The sequence below is a fragment of the Metabacillus herbersteinensis genome (assembly GCF_042433335.1).
GTDB classification, from domain to species: domain Bacteria; phylum Bacillota; class Bacilli; order Bacillales; family Bacillaceae; genus Metabacillus; species Metabacillus herbersteinensis.
The window spans coordinates 1-17,446 of the sequence record NZ_JBHLVO010000003.1; the positions used below are offsets into that span (position 1 = coordinate 1).

At 34.9% G+C, this 17,446-nt stretch carries 15 protein-coding genes and 3 pseudogenes; 15 read left to right on the top strand and 3 right to left on the bottom strand.

Features of this window, described 5'->3' with window-relative positions; translation table 11 throughout:
• Nucleotides 1-124, top strand: a 124-nt coding sequence (locus ACFFIX_RS05000) for an IS3 family transposase (protein WP_378931915.1), incomplete at its 5' end; no start/stop codon positions are given.
• Between the two features lie 78 nt (nt 125-202).
• On the opposite strand, the gene ACFFIX_RS05005 is transcribed toward ACFFIX_RS05000, so the two are convergent.
• Nucleotides 203-358, bottom strand: a complete 156-nt coding sequence (locus ACFFIX_RS05005) for a hypothetical protein (RefSeq protein WP_378931209.1) — start codon at nt 356-358, stop codon at nt 203-205.
• A gap of 667 nt (nt 359-1,025) precedes the next feature.
• Between ACFFIX_RS05005 and ACFFIX_RS05010 the strand changes: the two genes are divergently transcribed.
• From ACFFIX_RS05010 to ACFFIX_RS05035, 6 genes and pseudogenes are all read left to right on the top strand, one after another.
• Nucleotides 1,026-2,072 carry an SDR family oxidoreductase gene (locus ACFFIX_RS05010; RefSeq protein WP_378931211.1) on the top strand — a complete coding sequence of 349 codons (1,047 nt, stop codon included), beginning with the start codon at nt 1,026-1,028 and terminating at the stop codon, nt 2,070-2,072.
• 214 nt (nt 2,073-2,286) lie between these two features.
• Nucleotides 2,287-2,613 (top strand): annotated as a pseudogene (locus ACFFIX_RS05015) (nucleotidyltransferase family protein); the annotation flags it as partial.
• A 767-nt stretch (nt 2,614-3,380) separates the two neighbouring features.
• Complete coding sequence (locus tag ACFFIX_RS05020; RefSeq protein WP_378931213.1) at nt 3,381-4,103, top strand: GntR family transcriptional regulator; 723 nt, start codon at nt 3,381-3,383, stop codon at nt 4,101-4,103.
• A gap of 137 nt (nt 4,104-4,240) precedes the next feature.
• Complete coding sequence (locus ACFFIX_RS05025; protein WP_378931215.1) at nt 4,241-5,542, top strand: SLC13 family permease; 1,302 nt, start codon at nt 4,241-4,243, stop codon at nt 5,540-5,542.
• Nucleotides 5,543-5,551: 9 nt separating this feature from the next.
• On the top strand, nt 5,552-6,319 hold the full coding sequence (locus ACFFIX_RS05030; RefSeq protein ID WP_378931217.1) for an amidohydrolase family protein: 768 nt from the start codon (nt 5,552-5,554) through the stop codon (nt 6,317-6,319).
• Between the two features lie 478 nt (nt 6,320-6,797).
• Nucleotides 6,798-7,058, top strand: a complete 261-nt coding sequence (locus ACFFIX_RS05035) for a hypothetical protein (protein WP_378931219.1) — start codon at nt 6,798-6,800, stop codon at nt 7,056-7,058.
• Between the two features lie 265 nt (nt 7,059-7,323).
• Here ACFFIX_RS05035 and ACFFIX_RS05040 read toward each other — a convergent pair.
• Nucleotides 7,324-8,120: pseudogene (locus ACFFIX_RS05040) on the bottom strand (IS110 family transposase); the annotation flags it as partial.
• 623 nt (nt 8,121-8,743) lie between these two features.
• Between ACFFIX_RS05040 and ACFFIX_RS05045 the strand changes: the two are divergent.
• From ACFFIX_RS05045 to ACFFIX_RS05080, 8 genes and pseudogenes are all read left to right on the top strand, one after another.
• Nucleotides 8,744-11,101 (top strand): glycoside hydrolase family 3 protein, encoded by a 2,358-nt coding sequence (locus ACFFIX_RS05045; protein WP_378931221.1) that lies wholly within the window; start codon nt 8,744-8,746, stop codon nt 11,099-11,101.
• A gap of 91 nt (nt 11,102-11,192) precedes the next feature.
• A pseudogene (locus tag ACFFIX_RS05050) lies at nt 11,193-11,318 on the top strand (aminoglycoside phosphotransferase family protein); the annotation flags it as partial.
• 376 nt (nt 11,319-11,694) lie between these two features.
• Complete coding sequence (locus ACFFIX_RS05055) at nt 11,695-12,042, top strand: metal-sensitive transcriptional regulator (protein ID WP_378931224.1); 348 nt, start codon at nt 11,695-11,697, stop codon at nt 12,040-12,042.
• 16 nt (nt 12,043-12,058) lie between these two features.
• Nucleotides 12,059-12,265 (top strand): copper chaperone CopZ, encoded by a 207-nt coding sequence (gene copZ, locus ACFFIX_RS05060; protein ID WP_378931226.1) that lies wholly within the window; start codon nt 12,059-12,061, stop codon nt 12,263-12,265.
• A 96-nt stretch (nt 12,266-12,361) separates the two neighbouring features.
• The gene (gene copZ, locus ACFFIX_RS05065; RefSeq protein ID WP_378931228.1) at nt 12,362-12,601 is read left to right on the top strand and encodes a copper chaperone CopZ; all 240 of its coding nucleotides are present in this window, start codon (nt 12,362-12,364) and stop codon (nt 12,599-12,601) included.
• An 89-nt stretch (nt 12,602-12,690) separates the two neighbouring features.
• Nucleotides 12,691-15,111 (top strand): heavy metal translocating P-type ATPase, encoded by a 2,421-nt coding sequence (locus ACFFIX_RS05070; RefSeq protein WP_378931230.1) that lies wholly within the window; start codon nt 12,691-12,693, stop codon nt 15,109-15,111.
• A gap of 30 nt (nt 15,112-15,141) precedes the next feature.
• On the top strand, nt 15,142-16,020 hold the full coding sequence (locus ACFFIX_RS05075) for a DUF8832 domain-containing protein (protein ID WP_378931233.1): 879 nt from the start codon (nt 15,142-15,144) through the stop codon (nt 16,018-16,020).
• Between the two features lie 25 nt (nt 16,021-16,045).
• Complete coding sequence (locus ACFFIX_RS05080; RefSeq protein WP_378931235.1) at nt 16,046-16,378, top strand: (2Fe-2S) ferredoxin domain-containing protein; 333 nt, start codon at nt 16,046-16,048, stop codon at nt 16,376-16,378.
• A gap of 731 nt (nt 16,379-17,109) precedes the next feature.
• Here the strand turns inward: ACFFIX_RS05080 and ACFFIX_RS05085 are convergent.
• Nucleotides 17,110-17,298: a hypothetical protein gene (locus tag ACFFIX_RS05085; RefSeq protein ID WP_378931237.1), complete on the bottom strand. Its 189-nt coding sequence runs from the start codon at nt 17,296-17,298 to the stop codon at nt 17,110-17,112.
• Between the last annotated feature and the right edge of the window lie 148 nt (nt 17,299-17,446).

Below are 17,446 nucleotides of genomic sequence, written 5' to 3' on the forward strand. Positions count from 1 at the left end.
TTTGGAAGAACTTAAAAGAGAAATAATAAATTATATGACGTACTATAACAATTTCAGATATCAATGGAACTTAAAGAAGATGACTCCTGTTCAATACAGAAATCACCTTCTCCAAGTGGCATGACCTTTTTTCAAAATGTCCTTTACAAAGGGTACACTTTATTTAGTTACTTACCTTTAATTCAGGCTCTTATTGTTTCTTCTAACGATGATTCTGAGATTTATCTTCTTGACTTCGTTGTGGATTCATCTCAGAGATTGCATGATTGACAATATCTGTTGCATTCTTCGCTTGATCATCTTCATCTTTTGCTTTTTGAACAATTTGACGAATATCCTTAGAATTATTTTCAATCACTGGCATCACTTCCTTAAATAAACTTTTTTCTTCTATAGTCTCAGTTATAATATCAAAAAAGATAAGAGGGAATTTTTTTCAATTTTTAAAGAAAATGAAGGACAAGAAGTGGGTATTAGAAATGATTTAAATAGAATTCCCGAGAGAGGAGATGTGGCTCAGTCTATTTGGTGGAAGTAGAATAAGTTTACATACCGTTTCGTTTATTTTATCAATTGAGGTCAAGTATATTTTTATTGGATTATCAGTTTGATTAGGCAAAAAAGGAGAGCGTATTTAGAAGTGATTTTAGTTAATAAAAGGACCAATTTATTTAACTAACGGCAGATTAGCTTAATAAGAAATAAGGAGATTTAGAGCTGAGGCCATATTTTAGGAATTCCATTAAAGGGCGCTATCCTGGAACAAGGATGAGCACTCGTTTTCCATTTTAGGGCCATATTCTTGAATAAGAAGAAAAAAGGAGATCATCGGAGTTTGGGAGAAATGTATCTGTTATATCTTTCGAATATTAGATAGGGTAGTCTGTTTAATCTTGAACAATTGGACGCCTTCCTTTAATAAAAGGGAATAAATTTTTTATACTCTCCTTATCTTTTTAAGAAGGAAAACCGTTATGTAAAATGAAGGTATTTTTACACTCTATTAAAGTGAATGGGGGAAAACTATGAAGGTCCTTATATTAGGAGGTACTCGTTTTTTAGGAAAAGCTTTGGTAAAAGAAGCATTGAAAAGAGGTCACGAAATTACATTATTTAATCGCGGTACCAATAAAGAGATGTTTCCTGAGGTTGAGCAGCTAATTGGTGATAGAGACGGTGATGTTTCACTTCTAGAAAACCGGAAATGGGATGTTGTAATGGATACCTGCGGATTTGCTCCGCATCAAATCAAAAAAATTGCGACTGTACTTGGAGATAACATCGAACATTATACATATATCTCAAGCATCTCTCTTTATAAGGATTGGATTCCCTTCAATATTACGGAAGACTATCATTTACAATCCATGCCGCCGGATGATAAGTTGAAAGACGTTGAGGAGGGGAAAATTTCTCCCTATGACTATTACGGCGCGTTGAAAGTACTTTGTGAAGCAGAAGCAGAAAAGCATTGGCCAGGGCGTGTTTTGCATATAAGAGCAGGGCTGCTTGTCGGACCGTTTGACTATACGGATCGGCTTCCGTACTGGGTTCAGCGTGTGGCACAAGGTGGAAAAGTATTGGTGCCAGGACGTTCAGATCGCCCTGTTCAATTGATTGACGTAAAAGATATAGCAACATGGGTGTTCAATATGGCAGAAAACAGAAAAAAAGGCACGTTTAATGTAACAGGTCCGAATTATGAATTGACTATGAAAGAGCTATTAAACACCTGTAAAGCTGTCACAAACAGCGATACCGAATTTGTGTGGGCAGAAGAACAGTTTATATTGGAGCACAAAGTAAAGCCATGGACGGAAATGCCTTTATGGATTCCTGAACACTTCCCGTTAGAAGAAGAAACAGAACCGTGGAAAGGATCTTTTTTCATCAGTATAGAAAAAGCTGTTAACGCTGGTCTTTCCTTCCGACCTCTTGAAGATACTGTTTATGATGTGTATCAATGGGAGAAAGCGAGACAGAATACAGAACGAAAAACAGGGATATCACGCGAAAGAGAGCAGGAGCTGCTAGAGACTTGGTTCCAAAAAGAGAAAAAGGAGACATTGTGATGGGGTCATAACCCCCATACCCATCTAATTCAAGGAAAATCATATCCTAAATAATTGATTATTCTAAATAATGTTCTTCATCAATCGGGCGCGATTGTAGCATTAAGTAGGTCGTACCTCTTTGCTCAAGAATTCGTCAGTTTAGTGGAATAATCTTCCTTTATATTTTTATTGTGATACAATACGAATATACGTTCTGTAGAGGTGGATTGAAATGTTGAAAAATAAAGAAGATGTAATAAAAATAATTCACGATGATGATGAAATGATGGAGATTTTAAGAGCAGCAAAGACATTAGATTTACCAGATTGGTGGATATGTGCGGGTTTTGTACGCTCTAAAATCTGGGATAGTTTACACGGGTTCACTGAAAGAACAACTACACCTGATGTCGATGTAATTTATTTTGATGAAGAAAATATTGATAAGTTAACAGAAAAGAACTTAGAAAAAAAATTAAGAAATATCCTTCCTAATATACCATGGTCTGTTAAGAATGAAGAGAGAATGCACGTTGTTAATAATATTCCACCCTATACTTTAACTTATAGTTCATAGTCCGATTTCTTATGAAAAATCCCTTCTCTATTTCACGAATAAGGACCTTTTCCAAAAGTAAGAGCGCAATTCTTACTATGGAATTGCGCCGATTGTGGAAGATCTAAGATATAAAAATGTGACAACGAAATACATTTTCTTATTGTACTAACGCACCCATTCGACGGTCTAGGCATTGTTCAAGGTGGGAGAGTTGAAGTAACAGTTGTTCTTCCTAGGTTTGATGAACCTGATCCTAACGAAACAAAAGGCATTGATCTAAATGGGTCAGAGATAAGTGAAATTTTTTACGAAATGCCAAATGTAAATCGCAAAGCTGTCACGTTTGCTTATCAAAACGATCCCTTATTTACAGTGAGATACCGACATACGCAAGGATTACAATAAAGCCAAAAAACTCTCGTATAGTTGTATGCGAGAGTTTTTCAAATGTAATTGCAGACTAATTTCTCAGGTGTCTTTTTGTATCCTTTTCCAAAAGAACAGTGTCATAACTTAAAAAAGTTATGACACCGTTTTTCTAGTCCTGTTTATCAAGGTTTTAGTGGTGTCAATCTTAGTGTCATTAATCAAGCCATAAAAAAGACAAAGATTGGGATATCATATAATGTTTTGTTCTTAATCTTAAATGGAAATAAAAAATTCAGAAAATTATGTTGACTCTTAACTTTTGGTTCTATAAAATAAAAAACAAGTCATCTAGATGTATAGATGACTTGTTTTTTAATATAATCCCTAGGAGGGTGAGCATGAGTAATTATAATTCTCTTATTCCAAAGTACGTTCAAATTGCAGATAGCTTAAGAAAAAAAGCAGATGAAATGTACAAGGAAGGAAAAGAAAAGTTTTTAAGCGATGATGAACTAATAAAAATGTTTGATGTCTCTAGAATGACTATTCGTCAGGCGGTCCAATTGCTTGTAGAAGAAGGTCTTTTAAAACGTATCCAAGGAAAAGGCACCTTTATTGTTCGAAAAGAAAAATTAAAAACAGATATTGCTAAATTGGATACTTTTTTTCGAGGGTGGTACTTAGAAAACTTTAATGTTAAGTTGCTATATCGGGGATCCGTACCTTGTCCAGAAGGAATAGATGTAAAATTGGGGGTAAAACCTGGAGAAGAAGTTTATCAAGTAAAACGCTTACGTCTTTCAGAGGGTATCCCAATGGTTATCGATAACCGTTATCTTTTAAAAAAGTATGGTGAACAAATTACTGATGAAGAATATGTTAATTATTCTTTTTCGCATTTATTTTTAAATAAATTTAATATGTCCCTTACCGAAGGAGAAATTGAAATAGAAGCAGTTCTTGCTAGTCAAGAGATTTCAAAAATTCTTGATGTTTCTGTAGGTTCTCCAATTTTATATAGAAGTGTTGACTTAAAAGTAAAAAAAGGTTGTGTTTTAACAGGTGCTTCTTCCTATCGTGGAGACATGTACAAATACAAATCAGTATTAAGTTTAGACTAAGAAAAAATAAATAGATAAGAGGTGGGGGTCATTTTTGAACTAGATTGATAGTTCCTCATTATTTTGGAAGCGCTTCATCTCAGGCAACTACACACTACATATAAACAAATGATCGATAAATGAACGAGGAGGAAATTATGTTCTATTCCATTTTAATAATATTGGCTATAATCATTGCAATCTATCTGGGTGAAAAACTTGATATTAATACTGGTTTAGTAGCTTTAGCACTAGCTTATTTAATTGGTTGTTTTGTTTTGGGGATGTCTATTAGTGATTTATTGGCAACATTCCCAACAAAATTATTCTTAGTTATTTTCACCTTAGCGCTCTTCTTTAATTTTGCAGTAGTAAATGGTACTTTAGAAAAAATTGCTCAATTATTACTTTATAGATTTCAAAAACTAACAAAATGGCTGCCTTTAATTTTGTATTTTATTACAGCGTTGGTTTCAGGGATGGGTGCCGGTTTCTTTACTTCTGTGGCAGTCATGGGTGCGATTGCAATGGCATTATGTAAATCATCAGGAATGAATAAATTACATGCTTCATCCGCAGTTTCACTAGGTTCCCTTTCTGGTGCAAATTTCATGTATAGTACGCATGGGGTACTCTTTAACTCTTTGTTAAGTGAAACAGCTGTTGCTGATCAGGCAAATATTCTGACAAGGGATATCTTTGTTGTTTCATTTATCTATCCAATATTTATCATGTTGATTCTGATGTTTTTTGATAGAAAAAACAGTCCAATCGTTGAGTTGAATATAGAAAAACCAGAAGTTTTTTCAAAAAAACAAAAAGTAAATATTTCTTTAATTATTCTTCTTATGGTAATTGTACTAGGAGTACCAATGCTCGCTAATTTTATGCCTGAGAATGAAATTATTCAGTTTATTAACTCACGTACGGACATTACTTTACTAGCAGTTGTATTCGCAATCGCGGCTTACATATTAAAATTAGCTGAGGATAAACCAAAAGAAGTAATGGCAAGAGTACCTTGGAATACATTATGGCTTGTTTCAGGGGTAGGAATGTTAATTGATGTTGCCGTTGAAGCAGGTACAATCGATTTATTAGCTTCTATGATCAATAATATGCCGTCCATTATTGTTCCTATTGCTGTGGCAATCATTGCTGGTGTTATGTCAATCTTTAGTAGTACTTTGGGTGTTGTTGCACCGCTTATGTTCCCTATGATTGCGGGTATAATAGGTCCTACAGGCTACAGTGCTTCGTTAATTGCGGTTGCTATTATTATCGGTGCTCAATCAACAGCTTTAGCGCCATTCTCTACAGGTGGTAGTTTGATACTTGGTAACAGTGGTTTAAGCGAAGAAGAGTCTAAGAAATTTTATAATGATTTACTTTATAAAGCAACGCCATTAGGGTTAGGGTTTGCTATTGTTGCAACATTGATTTTAATGTTTATATTGTAGGGGGTAGTTATGCAAAAAATATTTGACACCCATTTTCATATTATTGACCCAAAGTTTCCTCTTGAAGAAAATCAAGGATTTGTCCCTGACTATTATACAGTCCCTGATTATTTAAAGGAAATGAAAGAAATGTCGATTGAAGTATTAGGTGGAGCCATTGTGTCAGGCTCATTTCAAGGGTATCATCAAGATTATTTTGCAGAAGCAATTCTAGAATTAGGAAATAATTTTGTAGGTATCACTCAGCTTCCATTCGATACAACCGATGAAGACATTTTAAAATTAAACGATGTCGGAATAAAGGGAATAAGATTTAACCTATACAGAGGATTATCTGCTTCACCAAAAGAAATTAAAGAGCTATCAGAGAGAGTTTATAAATTACGTAATTGGAAGACAGAGCTTTATCTTAATTTGCAAACAATTGATAAAGAATTAGAAGAATTAATTTTTACATTACCAAAAGTATCAATTGATCATCTTGGGATGCATAAGTGTTCAATTGATAAGTTGAAAAAAATTGTTACTGCAGATATTCCTATTCGTTTAACAGGCTTTGGTCGGGTTGGGTATGAACGTGATGAAATCAGTGAATTAATAACAATATTATATAGCGAAAACCCAAGCTGCCTTATGTTTGGCAGTGATTTGCCTTCAACTCGAGCAAAATATCGATTCTCATACAATGATATTAAATTAATTAAAGAAACAGTAGGTAGAGAAGCGCAAGATAGAATTTTCTTCCGAAATGGGGAAAATTGGTATCTCGAAAAATAACTTGAACTAGATTATTTATTGCTGCTTAGACTATGCAACATCTAATAGATGATTCCTGTATTGTGATAGATATTTCCCCCTTATAGTAGACAGTAAAAAGAAAGATGCTTTACTGTTTACTATGGAGGGGATTTTTTTATGGGGAAAATTAGAAAAACTTATACTTTAGAAATTTGTGAAGAATGGTAAACTATCGGGTGCTAGAGTTCAATAAATGCTAGTCATCTTCAGCTGCTACTGATATCCAACAATCGGGCGCATTTCCGGAATAAGGATTTGCGTCCTTTTGAAAGGGCCAGGTTGTAGAGCAGCAACACCTTTCAAGAAAATTGGATATTTGTGTTAAAATACAGATGAGATTGTGAAGGTTTTACTTAAACTGGCAGGTTTGTTTAAAAGCAACTTCTATTAACCAAAATAAATATAAAAAAGTAGGGGAAACTATAAGAAAAAAAGGAGTTTAAAAAGTAATATGTCATTGAAAAATCAGTGGTTAATTAATATTACAATGGTTTTACTTTCTTGGTTATCCTTATCTTTTTTGGGAAGGCGAAATATAAAAAGATTTCTTCCTGCATCCGTTCTTGTTGTTTTTTTAGAAGCATTAAATGTTCAAGTTGGAAAAAAACTAAAATGGTGGACTTTTTATAATAAACCAAACTCATATATTACAGGGGAGTTACCTTTCAATCTTGGTCCGTTTCTTGTTGGCTCTATGTGGATATTAAAGTGGACTTAGGGAATTTTAAACAGTTTATTTTACTTAATGCCACTGTTAATGCTTTCTTCGCTTTTATTTTAGTAAAGCTAATGGAAAAGTTAAAAGTTGCTAAATTAGTTCGATTAAATAATTTTCAATTTTTCCTTTATTTCTTTTACAAAGCTCCTTTGTTATATGGGTTTCAATACATTATTGAAAGTAAAAAGAAATTTTCATCAACTTAAAAGAGGTTTCCTCAAATGAGAATAAGAATATTGTGAAACTAATTCACTTAAAAACAGGTTTCTTTAGCTAGGGCATCTATTTCTGCTTCTATTTGTGATAGATGCTCTTGATATTGAAGAACGATGGTAATTAACATCTTTAAGTTAAAAATAGACTTTCATACAAGTTGTTTGATATGGATTTCGTAATGCAGCCTCAATAAGCTTTTGTGCTTTTTCTTTTGCCCACTTTTCTGAACGTCTGGTACATAACGATACGATTTTGTCAGTTAATAAAGATTCGGTAGTGCTTAGTACATGTTCAGAAGTTGGAAATAAGGAAAGAGTCTGTAAAGAGACTTTCGAATAAAAATTACCGAAGACACCTAAATACTTGATCTAACACTGTTAGAAGCTGTACCTTGGTTTGTGTAGAGATACCTGAAATTGTCTCTTGTTGCCTTGTAAGATTACGAAGGTTTAAGAGTTGAATACCTCTTTTCTTATACGGCTCAATTTCTTCTTTATAGAATAGTTCGCAAAGAAGATGGGCATCGACAGCGTCTGTTTTTACCTTTCTTAAACTTGCACTCCTTGCTCGATGAGAGATAAGGGGATTCACAATAATATAAACATATTGCTTTTCCTCTAAAAATTGAATAACAGGAGAGTGGTAATGCCCTGTTGATTCTAAGATAACCGAAGGTTGCTTACCATCAGCTACTCTTTCAATCTCTTTTAAGAATCCTAATAAATTCTCAAAGCCCTCAACAGTATGTTTTACACTAAAACTTTTACGAAAGGGTTGACCCTTATCCAAGAATGCTTGTACCTGACTTTCCCCTTTAGAAACATCCAGACCTACTACTGGATTCATCATCATCTCCTCCTTAGAAATTAAGATTAGTCGGTTGTCCCTAGTGCTGCTTGTACTGTCATAGGTTCGCTTGTTAAACGGGATCTTTGTCCCAACCAGCCTGAAACATGCTTATACAAGTAGGGAGTGAACAGTTTTGCGGACGGGATCATGTCCCACGGGCGCTACGTTCTACTCCGACTACCGCTATAATAAAACCAAATAAAAAAAGTTCAACCAGTAAAAACTGGTTAAACTTATATTACGATCGGGCGCGATTGTGGAACAAGAAGTAAAAGATTGATACATATTAGTCATGTATAATATGTATCAATCTTTATTTTAAATCTACAGAATCTTAAGAAGATCTCTGAATCGTTAGGCGCTCTTTACATATGATTTTTGTCTAGTTTTGTCATATTAAAATAATCAAGATATTCTTTAAAATGTGCTAATAATTCTTTACATGACAGACGAATTATATTATACAATACAAACGTAAGCGCTTACACGTATTGATTTCTTAGGGACGCACAAGCAACATTATTCTGTAAATAAAAGGGGTAAAACTTGACCTGATATTTAACAGGTACATTAACATGATTTTGCACTTGATTTTTATAAAAATTCAAGGAGGTTAAGATATGTTTAAAGGATTTAAAAGAGTAATAGGTGTTGCTTCCATTGCAGCTTTAGTATTAGGTATGCAAAGTCCGGTTTTTGGTAGCAGTGCTAATCCTAGTAATAACGGTAAAGGAGAGGGACTATCAAAAGACAACGGACGAAAGTGGTCTGTAATTGAATCGGGTGAAATAAACTACGTTACAAACAGGGATGGTCCGACCTTAGGATATTCAGTGAACTCAGAAGTTAATTATATTATTCGGGGAGGATATGCTTTTAAGGACTTAAACCAGAATAATAAATTAGACGATTATGAAGATTGGCGGCTATCAGTTGAAGAACGTTCTGAAGATTTAGCATCTAAAATGTCAGTAGAACAAATTTCTGGTTTAATGCTGTACAGCTCGCATCAAAGTATTAATTCCGCTGAATTAACGGAGGCTCAGAGAAGTTATATTGTTAATGATAATCTTCGTCACGTATTGTTTACAAGTGTTGCAAGTCCAGAGACGGCTGCACAGTGGAACAATAATGCTCAAGCCTTGGCTGAAGGATTGGGTTTAGGTATTCCATTAAATAACAGCTCTGATCCTCGTCACGGATCGGATTCTAGTGCAGAGTTTAATGCTGGAGCTGGTGGAGATATTTCGATGTGGCCAGAGTCCATTGGTTTAGCTGCAACATTTGATCCTAAGATTGTAGAAGAATTTGGTGATATTGCTTCAAAGGAGTATCGTGCACTTGGAATTTCAACCGCACTTTCTCCACAAATTGACATTGCAACAGATCCCCGCTGGTACCGGTTCCCTGGTACATTCGGAGAGGATCCGGCCCTCTCAGCAGACATGGCTCGAGCCTATGCTGATGGATTTCAAACATCTAGCGGAGAAGAAGAAATTGCTAATGCATGGGGATACACAAGTGTAAATACAATGGCCAAACACTGGCCTGGGGGTGGATCCGGTGAAGCTGGACGTGACGCGCACTATCCATTTGGAAAATACGCCGTTTATCCAGGTAAAAACTTTGAAGAACATCTTGTTCCATTTTTAGAAGGTGCATTTGATTTAAAAGGCGGAACCAATTCAGTTTCCGCAATCATGCCTTACTATACAATTTCATGGAATCAAGATACTAAGTATGGTGAAAACGTGGGTAATTCATATAGTAAATTCATGATCAATGATCTTCTAAGAAATAAATATGGTTATGATGGAGTAATTACTACAGACTGGGGAATAACCGAGGATATTGGGTCTGAAATCGAAGATATGGAGAAATTCGGTTACGGGACCTCATGGGGTGTTGAAGATCTTTCCGTTGCGGAACGATTCTACAAAGTCATTATGAATGGTGTAGATCAATTTGGTGGTGTAGATGAATCTGATGATATTATGGCCGCTTATCAAATGGGGGTTGAGGATCATGGAGAAAAATTCATGCGCAATCGTTTTGAGGAATCTGCAGTTAGATTGTTAAAAAACGTTTTCCAAGTGGGTTTATTTGAAAATCCTTATCTTGATGTTGAAGAGACTGCTAAAACTGTCGGTAATTCAGAATTCATGCAAGCAGGTTTTGAAGCACAACTCAAGTCAATTGTTATGCTAAAGAACAAAGATAGTGTGTTACCACTACAAGCAGAAGATAACGAAAAATTAACTGCTTATGTACCGGAACGCTGGTATCCTCCTGTGAAGGCTCGTTTTGGTGGGGGAGTTACACCTGGTTACTATGAAGTTCCATTTAATCTTGATGTTGTTCAAAAATATTTTAATATTACGAATGATCCTAGTGAAGCGGACTTTGCACTTGTTGGAATTGAAAGTCCAGATGGCGGACTTGGTTATTCTGTGGAAGATCGCAAAGCTGGTGGGAATGGTTACTTACCAATTAGTTTACAATACAGCGAATATACAGCTGAATATGCCAGAGAGGTAAGTATAGCTGGTGGACATCCAACAGAAGATTTCACAAATAGATCTTATAAAGGCAAAACAGTAACGGCTGCAAATACAAAAGATCTTGATCTTGTACTTGAAACAAAAGAGAAAATGGGTGACAAACCTGTAATTGTATCAATCAACATGAGTACTCCGTCAGTACTTGCTGAATTTGAAAGTAAAGTTGATGGAATTCTAGTAAACTTTGGTGTACAAGACCAAGCTATACTTGAGGTAATTTCAGGTAACGTCGAACCTTCAGGACTTCTACCGTTCCAAATGCCAGCTGACATGAAGACTGTAGAAGAGCAATATGAAGATGTTCCACATGATATGGAGGAACACGTCGATACAGAAGGAAATGCTTATGACTTTACCTTTGGTTTAAACTGGGATGGTGTAATTAACGATTCTCGAGTAGAAAAATATCTTCCGTAGTAATTAATATTAGTCAGACACTCATACCGCAAAGGTTTCCATTATGAGTGTCTGATTTTATATTTACATATATAAGAAATACAAACCTGAATTTCGAGGTGGGTCATTATCTGTATACAATGAAGAATCCCGAAATGCTATTGAGAACAACAAAAAGGCTTTTGACGCAGGTTTGTTTAGGGAAATATGGAGTCTAGCTTTAGATTCTGAATGGGAATGAGAACCTGTGTGGGTACACGGTGATATAGCACCAGGGAATTTGTTAGTGAATTAACAGTTTCCCCAATATTTTTTTTCGATTATTGAGTGAGTATGAGAAGTTTTTTTATCTATAATGATGGTTTTTGATAATAGGGCAAACTTAAATTTAGAAAGGATGAATTTATGAAGGTGATGTATAAATAGGTACTTTTGAAGCTCTATCGCTGATATTAGCTTTGGTATGTTTGTAATTTGCTGTTCTGTGGTTTAAAGATAAAAGTTCTTAAACACGATGAATATGCGGGTTACTTTTTTGCGATATATATTTATTTATAAAAACCCTTTACATACTATAGGGGGGTATAGTAATATGTTATTAAGGAGGTGAGGCAATGTCGATGAATTCAGAAAGTCTTGATAAAATTGTTGAAATCGATCCATGCTGCTCATCAGACGCTGAAAGAAAAAGCCACCATTCAGATAAAGTGAAGAATAACTTAACAACAAGATTAAATCGAATTGAAGGACAAATTCGAGGAATAAAAGGATTAATTGAAAAAGATACGTATTGTGATGATGTTATTACTCAAATATCTGCTACTCAATCTGCTTTAAATAGTGTTGGTCGAATTTTACTTGAAGGGCATATGAAGACATGCGTTCTAGAGAAAATTCAAGAAGGAGATACGGAGATTTTAGATGAGTTAATGGTGACAATTCAAAAATTAATGAAAAAATAAAAGGAGACTAAGCTATATGGAAAAAATGACTTTAAACGTAAAAGGAATGTCATGTGGGCATTGTATAAATTCAATTGAAGGCAGTGTAGGCGAATTATCTGGAGTTACCACTGTTAAGGTAAACTTGGATTCAGGAACTGTTAGTGTGGAGTTTAATCCAAACGAAATTACTATTGATAAGATCAAAGAAACAATTGATGACCAAGGTTATGATGTCCAATAAATTTGATTAAAGACCGTGCAGAATAAAGCACGATTTCTTTTTATATAAAATATACTATACCTAGGTATAGTAATAATGAATAAGGAGGAGTAAAAAATGGAGAATGTAGTATTAGCAGTGAAAGGAATGTCATGTGGGCATTGTATAAATTCAATTGAAGGAAACGTAGGAAAATTAAATGGTGTTTATTTTGTAAAGGTTCACTTAAATGAAGAAAAAGTAGATGTATCATTTGATTCTAAAGTGGTTTCTTTAAAGGAAATTACTGACATCATAGAAGATCAAGGTTATGATGTAGCGCCGAGTAAATCGCCTAAAGATCAAAGCTGTCACTAAGGAACTGAAAAAACGTGCTGTCTCGGCGGTACGTTTTATTCTCCAAAAATATACCCCACTATAATATGTAGTGATAGGAGTGTAAGATTATGAGCGATAAAAAAGAAACAACACTTCAAATAGCTGGCATGACGTGTGCTGCTTGTGCAATCAGAATAGAAAAAGGTCTCAAAAAAATAGATGGAGTGGAGGATGCGAACGTAAATTTCGCATTAGAAAAATCAAAAGTAACATTTGATCCGTCTAAAGCAAATGTAAATCAATTTAAAGATAAAGTGCAATCTTTAGGATACAAAGTAGTGAGTGAGAAAGTTGAATTTGATATAAGCGGCATGACGTGTGCAGCGTGTGCTAACAAAATTGAAAAACGTTTAAACAAGTTAAATGGTGTCCAAAACGCAACTGTAAACTTCGCCTTAGAATCTGCCCTTGTAGAGTATAATCCTGATGAAGTTACAGTCGTAGATATGAAGGAAGCCATCAAGAAATTGGGTTATCGTTTAGATCAAAAGCAAGAAGCTAAAGGCGAAAAGGTTGATCATAGGCAGAAGGAAATTGAAAAGCAAAAAGGAAAATTTATTTTCTCTTCTATTTTATCTATCCCTTTACTTTGGGCAATGGTCAGTCATTTTGAATTTACTTCTTTTATTTGGCTGCCAGAGATGTTCATGAACCCATGGGTTCAACTCGCACTTGCAACTCCAGTTCAATTTTTAGTCGGCGGTCAATTTTACGTAGGTGCCTATAAAGCATTAAGGAATAAGAGTGCAAACATGGATGTTTTGGTTGCGCTTGGCACTTCTGCAGCTTATTTCTACAGTATCTACTTGAGTATTTTATCAATAGGCTCTGATGCACATATGGTGGAATTATATTTTGAAACAAGTGCTGTGTTAATTACTCTTATTATATTAGGTAAACTGTTTGAAGCAAAAGCAAAGGGACGTTCATCTGAAGCTATTAAGAAGCTTTTCGGCTTACAGGCGAAAACGGCCACAGTATTAAGAGACGGGCAAGAATTGAATCTACCAATTGAAGAGGTAATCGTTGGTGATATCGTATACGTAAAACCAGGTGAAAAGGTACCTGTAGATGGGGTGATTTTTGAAGGAAGATCTGCCCTTGATGAGTCAATGATTACAGGTGAAAGTATTCCTGTCGATAAAACAGTTGGAGATTTAGTAATAGGATCAACCATTAACAAAAACGGATTTTTAAAGGTAAAAGCAACAAAGGTAGGAAAGGATACTGCCTTAGCTCAAATCATCAAAGTAGTCGAAGAAGCTCAAGGATCAAAAGCACCGATCCAACGTTTAGCCGATGTTATATCTGGGATTTTCGTCCCAATTGTAGTTGGCATAGCGATTGTGACATTTCTAGTTTGGTACTTTGTTGTAAGTCCTGGCGAGTTTGCAGTAGCTCTTGAAAAGTTAATTGCCGTATTAGTTATCGCATGTCCATGTGCACTAGGCCTAGCTACTCCTACGTCCATTATGGCAGGATCAGGTCGAGCAGCTGAATATGGGATTTTGTTTAAAGGCGGGGAGCATCTTGAAACGACTCATCGATTGGATACAGTGATCCTTGATAAAACGGGAACTGTAACAAATGGAAAACCAACACTTACAGATGTTATTCTTTCAAACGGATTTGAAGAAAAGGTATTTTTAAAGTTAGTCGGTACCGCAGAGAGAAATTCTGAACATCCGTTAGCTGAAGCGATTGTTGAGGGGATAAAAGAAAAAGGTATTGAACTAGGCAGTTCTGAACATTTTGAAGCAATTCCTGGCTTTGGAATCGAATCTAAAGTTGAAGGCAAGTCCTTGTTTATTGGAACGCGCCGACTTATGGAGAGAAATAACATTGATGTTGGGGCCATATTACCTAAGATGGAAAACTTAGAAAAGCAAGGTAAGACCGCAATGCTAGTCGCAATTGATTATCAATTTGCTGGAGTGATTGCAGTCGCAGATACAATTAAAGAAACCTCTCAAAAAGCGATTGAAAGGTTAAAAAATATGGGTCTTGAGGTTGTTATGATTACAGGAGATAACAAGCAGACAGCTCAAGCAATTGCAAATCAAGTTGGAATTGACCATGTTTTAGCAGAAGTTCTGCCAGAAGGAAAGGCAGAGGAAGTTAAAAAGCTTCAAAAAGATGGGAAGAAAGTCGCGATGGTCGGTGACGGTATTAACGATGCACCAGCGTTAGCTACTGCAGATATTGGCATGGCGATAGGTACTGGTACAGATGTAGCAATGGAAGCTGCTGATATCACCTTAATCAGAGGAGACTTAAATAGTATTGCCGATGCCATCTTTATGAGTAAAATGACGATTCGAAATATCAAGCAAAATCTATTTTGGGCCTTTGCTTATAATGCTATAGGAGTTCCAATTGCAGCACTAGGATTTCTGGCACCATGGCTTGCAGGAGTAGCAATGGCATTTAGTTCAGTTTCAGTTGTTTTAAACGCACTTAGATTACAAAGGATTAAGTTAAAAGGATAATCTATCAATTAAAAAGAGAGGAGTGTTTTTATGAAACAAAAAAACATTTTGACCTGGGCGATTTCAGCGATTATTTATCTCGGGTTAGTAATTGGCGGATATACCGTATATGCAAGCTTGGACAGTAATGACGATCACACCGATACACATGCGGCAACAACAAATGGTAACGAGGAAAAAGAATCTATTAATGAGCAAGCACATAACGATAATCATACTAGCCAAAGAAGTGATGGTAAGGATTCAGGGCATTCAGATCATGTAGCTCAATCAGAAAGTGATGTGGTCACAAACGTAAAATATGAAGAAGGTTTAATTATCATTGATGTGAAGGATAAAGAACAAAATTCACCTGAATTAGAAATTTCACATGAAAAGATTATGCATTTAATTATTGTAAGTGCCGACTTAGAAGATTATTATCATTTACATCCTGAGGAAAAAGGAAAAGGCGTGTATACTCTGAAATTCGACCTACCTGAAAACTCTTATAAAGCGTTTGTTGATATTAAACCAAAAAACCTTGCCTATCAGGTTAGTCCGATAGAGCTGCATGTGGGGAAAGGTCATAGTGAACATAAGGGAAATTCGCTAAAGGTTGATACAAATTTAACAAAAACAATCAATGAAAAGACAGTTGAATTAACAACTACAGAGCTAGCAATAAACAAAGATGTATCGTTAAGTTTTGATACGAAAGGGATTACTCCAGAGCCCTATCTGGGGGCTTTAGGTCACGTTGTTATTTTGGATGATAAGGGTGAGAAATTTGTTCATGTGCACCCTACATCAGAAGAAAAGACACTATTTGAAACAAAATTTGATAAACCTGGGATCTACAAAGTGTGGGGAGAATTTAAATTTGATGGTAAAGTAGGTAGCTATCCATTTGTTATAGAGGTCAAATAATAAGGAAAAACAAAGGGGAATTTTCATGAACTTAGATGGGATGAGCAAACATCTATTGATTTGCAACGGGAAAACATGCACGAAAAATGGAGCAGAAGAAGTAACAGAGACCATTAGGGGAGAATTGAAAAACTTAGAGCTGCAAAAGGAGGTTCACACAACTAAAACATTATGTAACGGCCAATGCAAGCATGGTCCGATCCTTGTTCTATATCCACAAGGAACCTGGTATAAAGAAATGAATAAAACAAAAAGTGAAGAGCTTATTCGTCAATTGAAAGAAAACGACAATGTTCATTTAGACTCTGAACTTTATTACCATGATGGGAAAATTTTTAAGAATAAGCGTGAACTGTAAGGAGGTAAATGAAAAAGGCGTTTCTGTATGACAGGACGCTTTTTTGCTGTAATAAATGTAAAGAATGTCCTTTACTAAATACTATAAAATGGGTATTAGATTAAGCTGATAATTAGTTAAACAAGGATTTCACTAATGCTTAAAGAGCTAGAATTAACACTAAAAGTGAAGGGAAAAAGTTAGAGAAAGCCATTAGTCGGACTCGATAAAATTTAAACTCAAATAACTTATTGCCTAAAATTTTAAACCCATATATAAAATTAGTTTTATTAGGCTATAGAACAATATAGAAAGCCATGGAAATTGTATTTTATGATAAGTATTTAATGAAAAGACATAAATAATTGATTTTTAAACCCCAAAATCTCGCAAGTTATTGTTATCTCAAGACTAACAGATCCTAAGGCTTTTTATTTATTAGGGAATTTATTTTCATGTTAGTTGAAGAAATGGCTAAATTAAATGAATATACTTAATGTTATATATATGAACTTATTAGGAAACCCTTTATTTTCAAAGGGTTTTTTATATAACTTATAGTAATAAAGGAAATCATTTAAAATTGTCGAATGTATGTGTGTTCGTTTGCCCAGTCAAATTAATTCTAGTCTTTCCTTTCATATCTTCACTTTTCTAATATACGACCGGAGAACTATTAAACTTTGATACCGTACAAAGTAAACGATTTCCATCATCAACGTAGGAGAAAAAATCGAAACGTTATTAATTTGCTATAAAATTAAATAGAGTGCGATTCCAACAAATAGAACGATAGCAAGAACAAGATATATGATTGATAGACGGGACAAATTTGATTTAGTTGATGAACTATAATCTTTATCGCCTTGACCTGCAGCTAAGAATGTTCCAATTAATGCTGCTAATGCAATGATTAAAACTAAGATAATAGCTAGTTCCATTTCATACCACCTTATTATTTGGCCCATTATTTGTATTCGTGTGGTAGGTAAACCTTTTGGTTTGAACTATTTCCCCATATATACAAAGCCTAATTAGTTCTATGATATAGTAAAATGTGAATGAAAAGACCACCCAATTCACTATAAT

Excerpts from the sequence above, each read along its gene's own strand:
- ACFFIX_RS05010 (WP_378931211.1), top strand. The coding sequence starts at position 1,026 with ATGAAGGTCCTTATATTAGGAGGTACTCGTTTTTTAGGAAAAGCTTTG.
- ACFFIX_RS05020 (WP_378931213.1), top strand. The coding sequence starts at position 3,381 with ATGAGTAATTATAATTCTCTTATTCCAAAGTACGTTCAAATTGCAGAT.
- ACFFIX_RS05025 (WP_378931215.1), top strand. The coding sequence starts at position 4,241 with ATGTTCTATTCCATTTTAATAATATTGGCTATAATCATTGCAATCTAT.
- ACFFIX_RS05030 (WP_378931217.1), top strand. The coding sequence starts at position 5,552 with ATGCAAAAAATATTTGACACCCATTTTCATATTATTGACCCAAAGTTT.
- ACFFIX_RS05045 (WP_378931221.1), top strand. The coding sequence starts at position 8,744 with ATGTTTAAAGGATTTAAAAGAGTAATAGGTGTTGCTTCCATTGCAGCT.
- ACFFIX_RS05055 (WP_378931224.1), top strand. The coding sequence starts at position 11,695 with ATGTCGATGAATTCAGAAAGTCTTGATAAAATTGTTGAAATCGATCCA.
- copZ (WP_378931226.1), top strand. The coding sequence starts at position 12,059 with ATGGAAAAAATGACTTTAAACGTAAAAGGAATGTCATGTGGGCATTGT.
- copZ (WP_378931228.1), top strand. The coding sequence starts at position 12,362 with ATGGAGAATGTAGTATTAGCAGTGAAAGGAATGTCATGTGGGCATTGT.
- ACFFIX_RS05070 (WP_378931230.1), top strand. The coding sequence starts at position 12,691 with ATGAGCGATAAAAAAGAAACAACACTTCAAATAGCTGGCATGACGTGT.
- ACFFIX_RS05075 (WP_378931233.1), top strand. The coding sequence starts at position 15,142 with ATGAAACAAAAAAACATTTTGACCTGGGCGATTTCAGCGATTATTTAT.
- ACFFIX_RS05080 (WP_378931235.1), top strand. The coding sequence starts at position 16,046 with ATGAACTTAGATGGGATGAGCAAACATCTATTGATTTGCAACGGGAAA.
- ACFFIX_RS05085 (WP_378931237.1), bottom strand. The coding sequence starts at position 17,298 with ATGGAACTAGCTATTATCTTAGTTTTAATCATTGCATTAGCAGCATTA.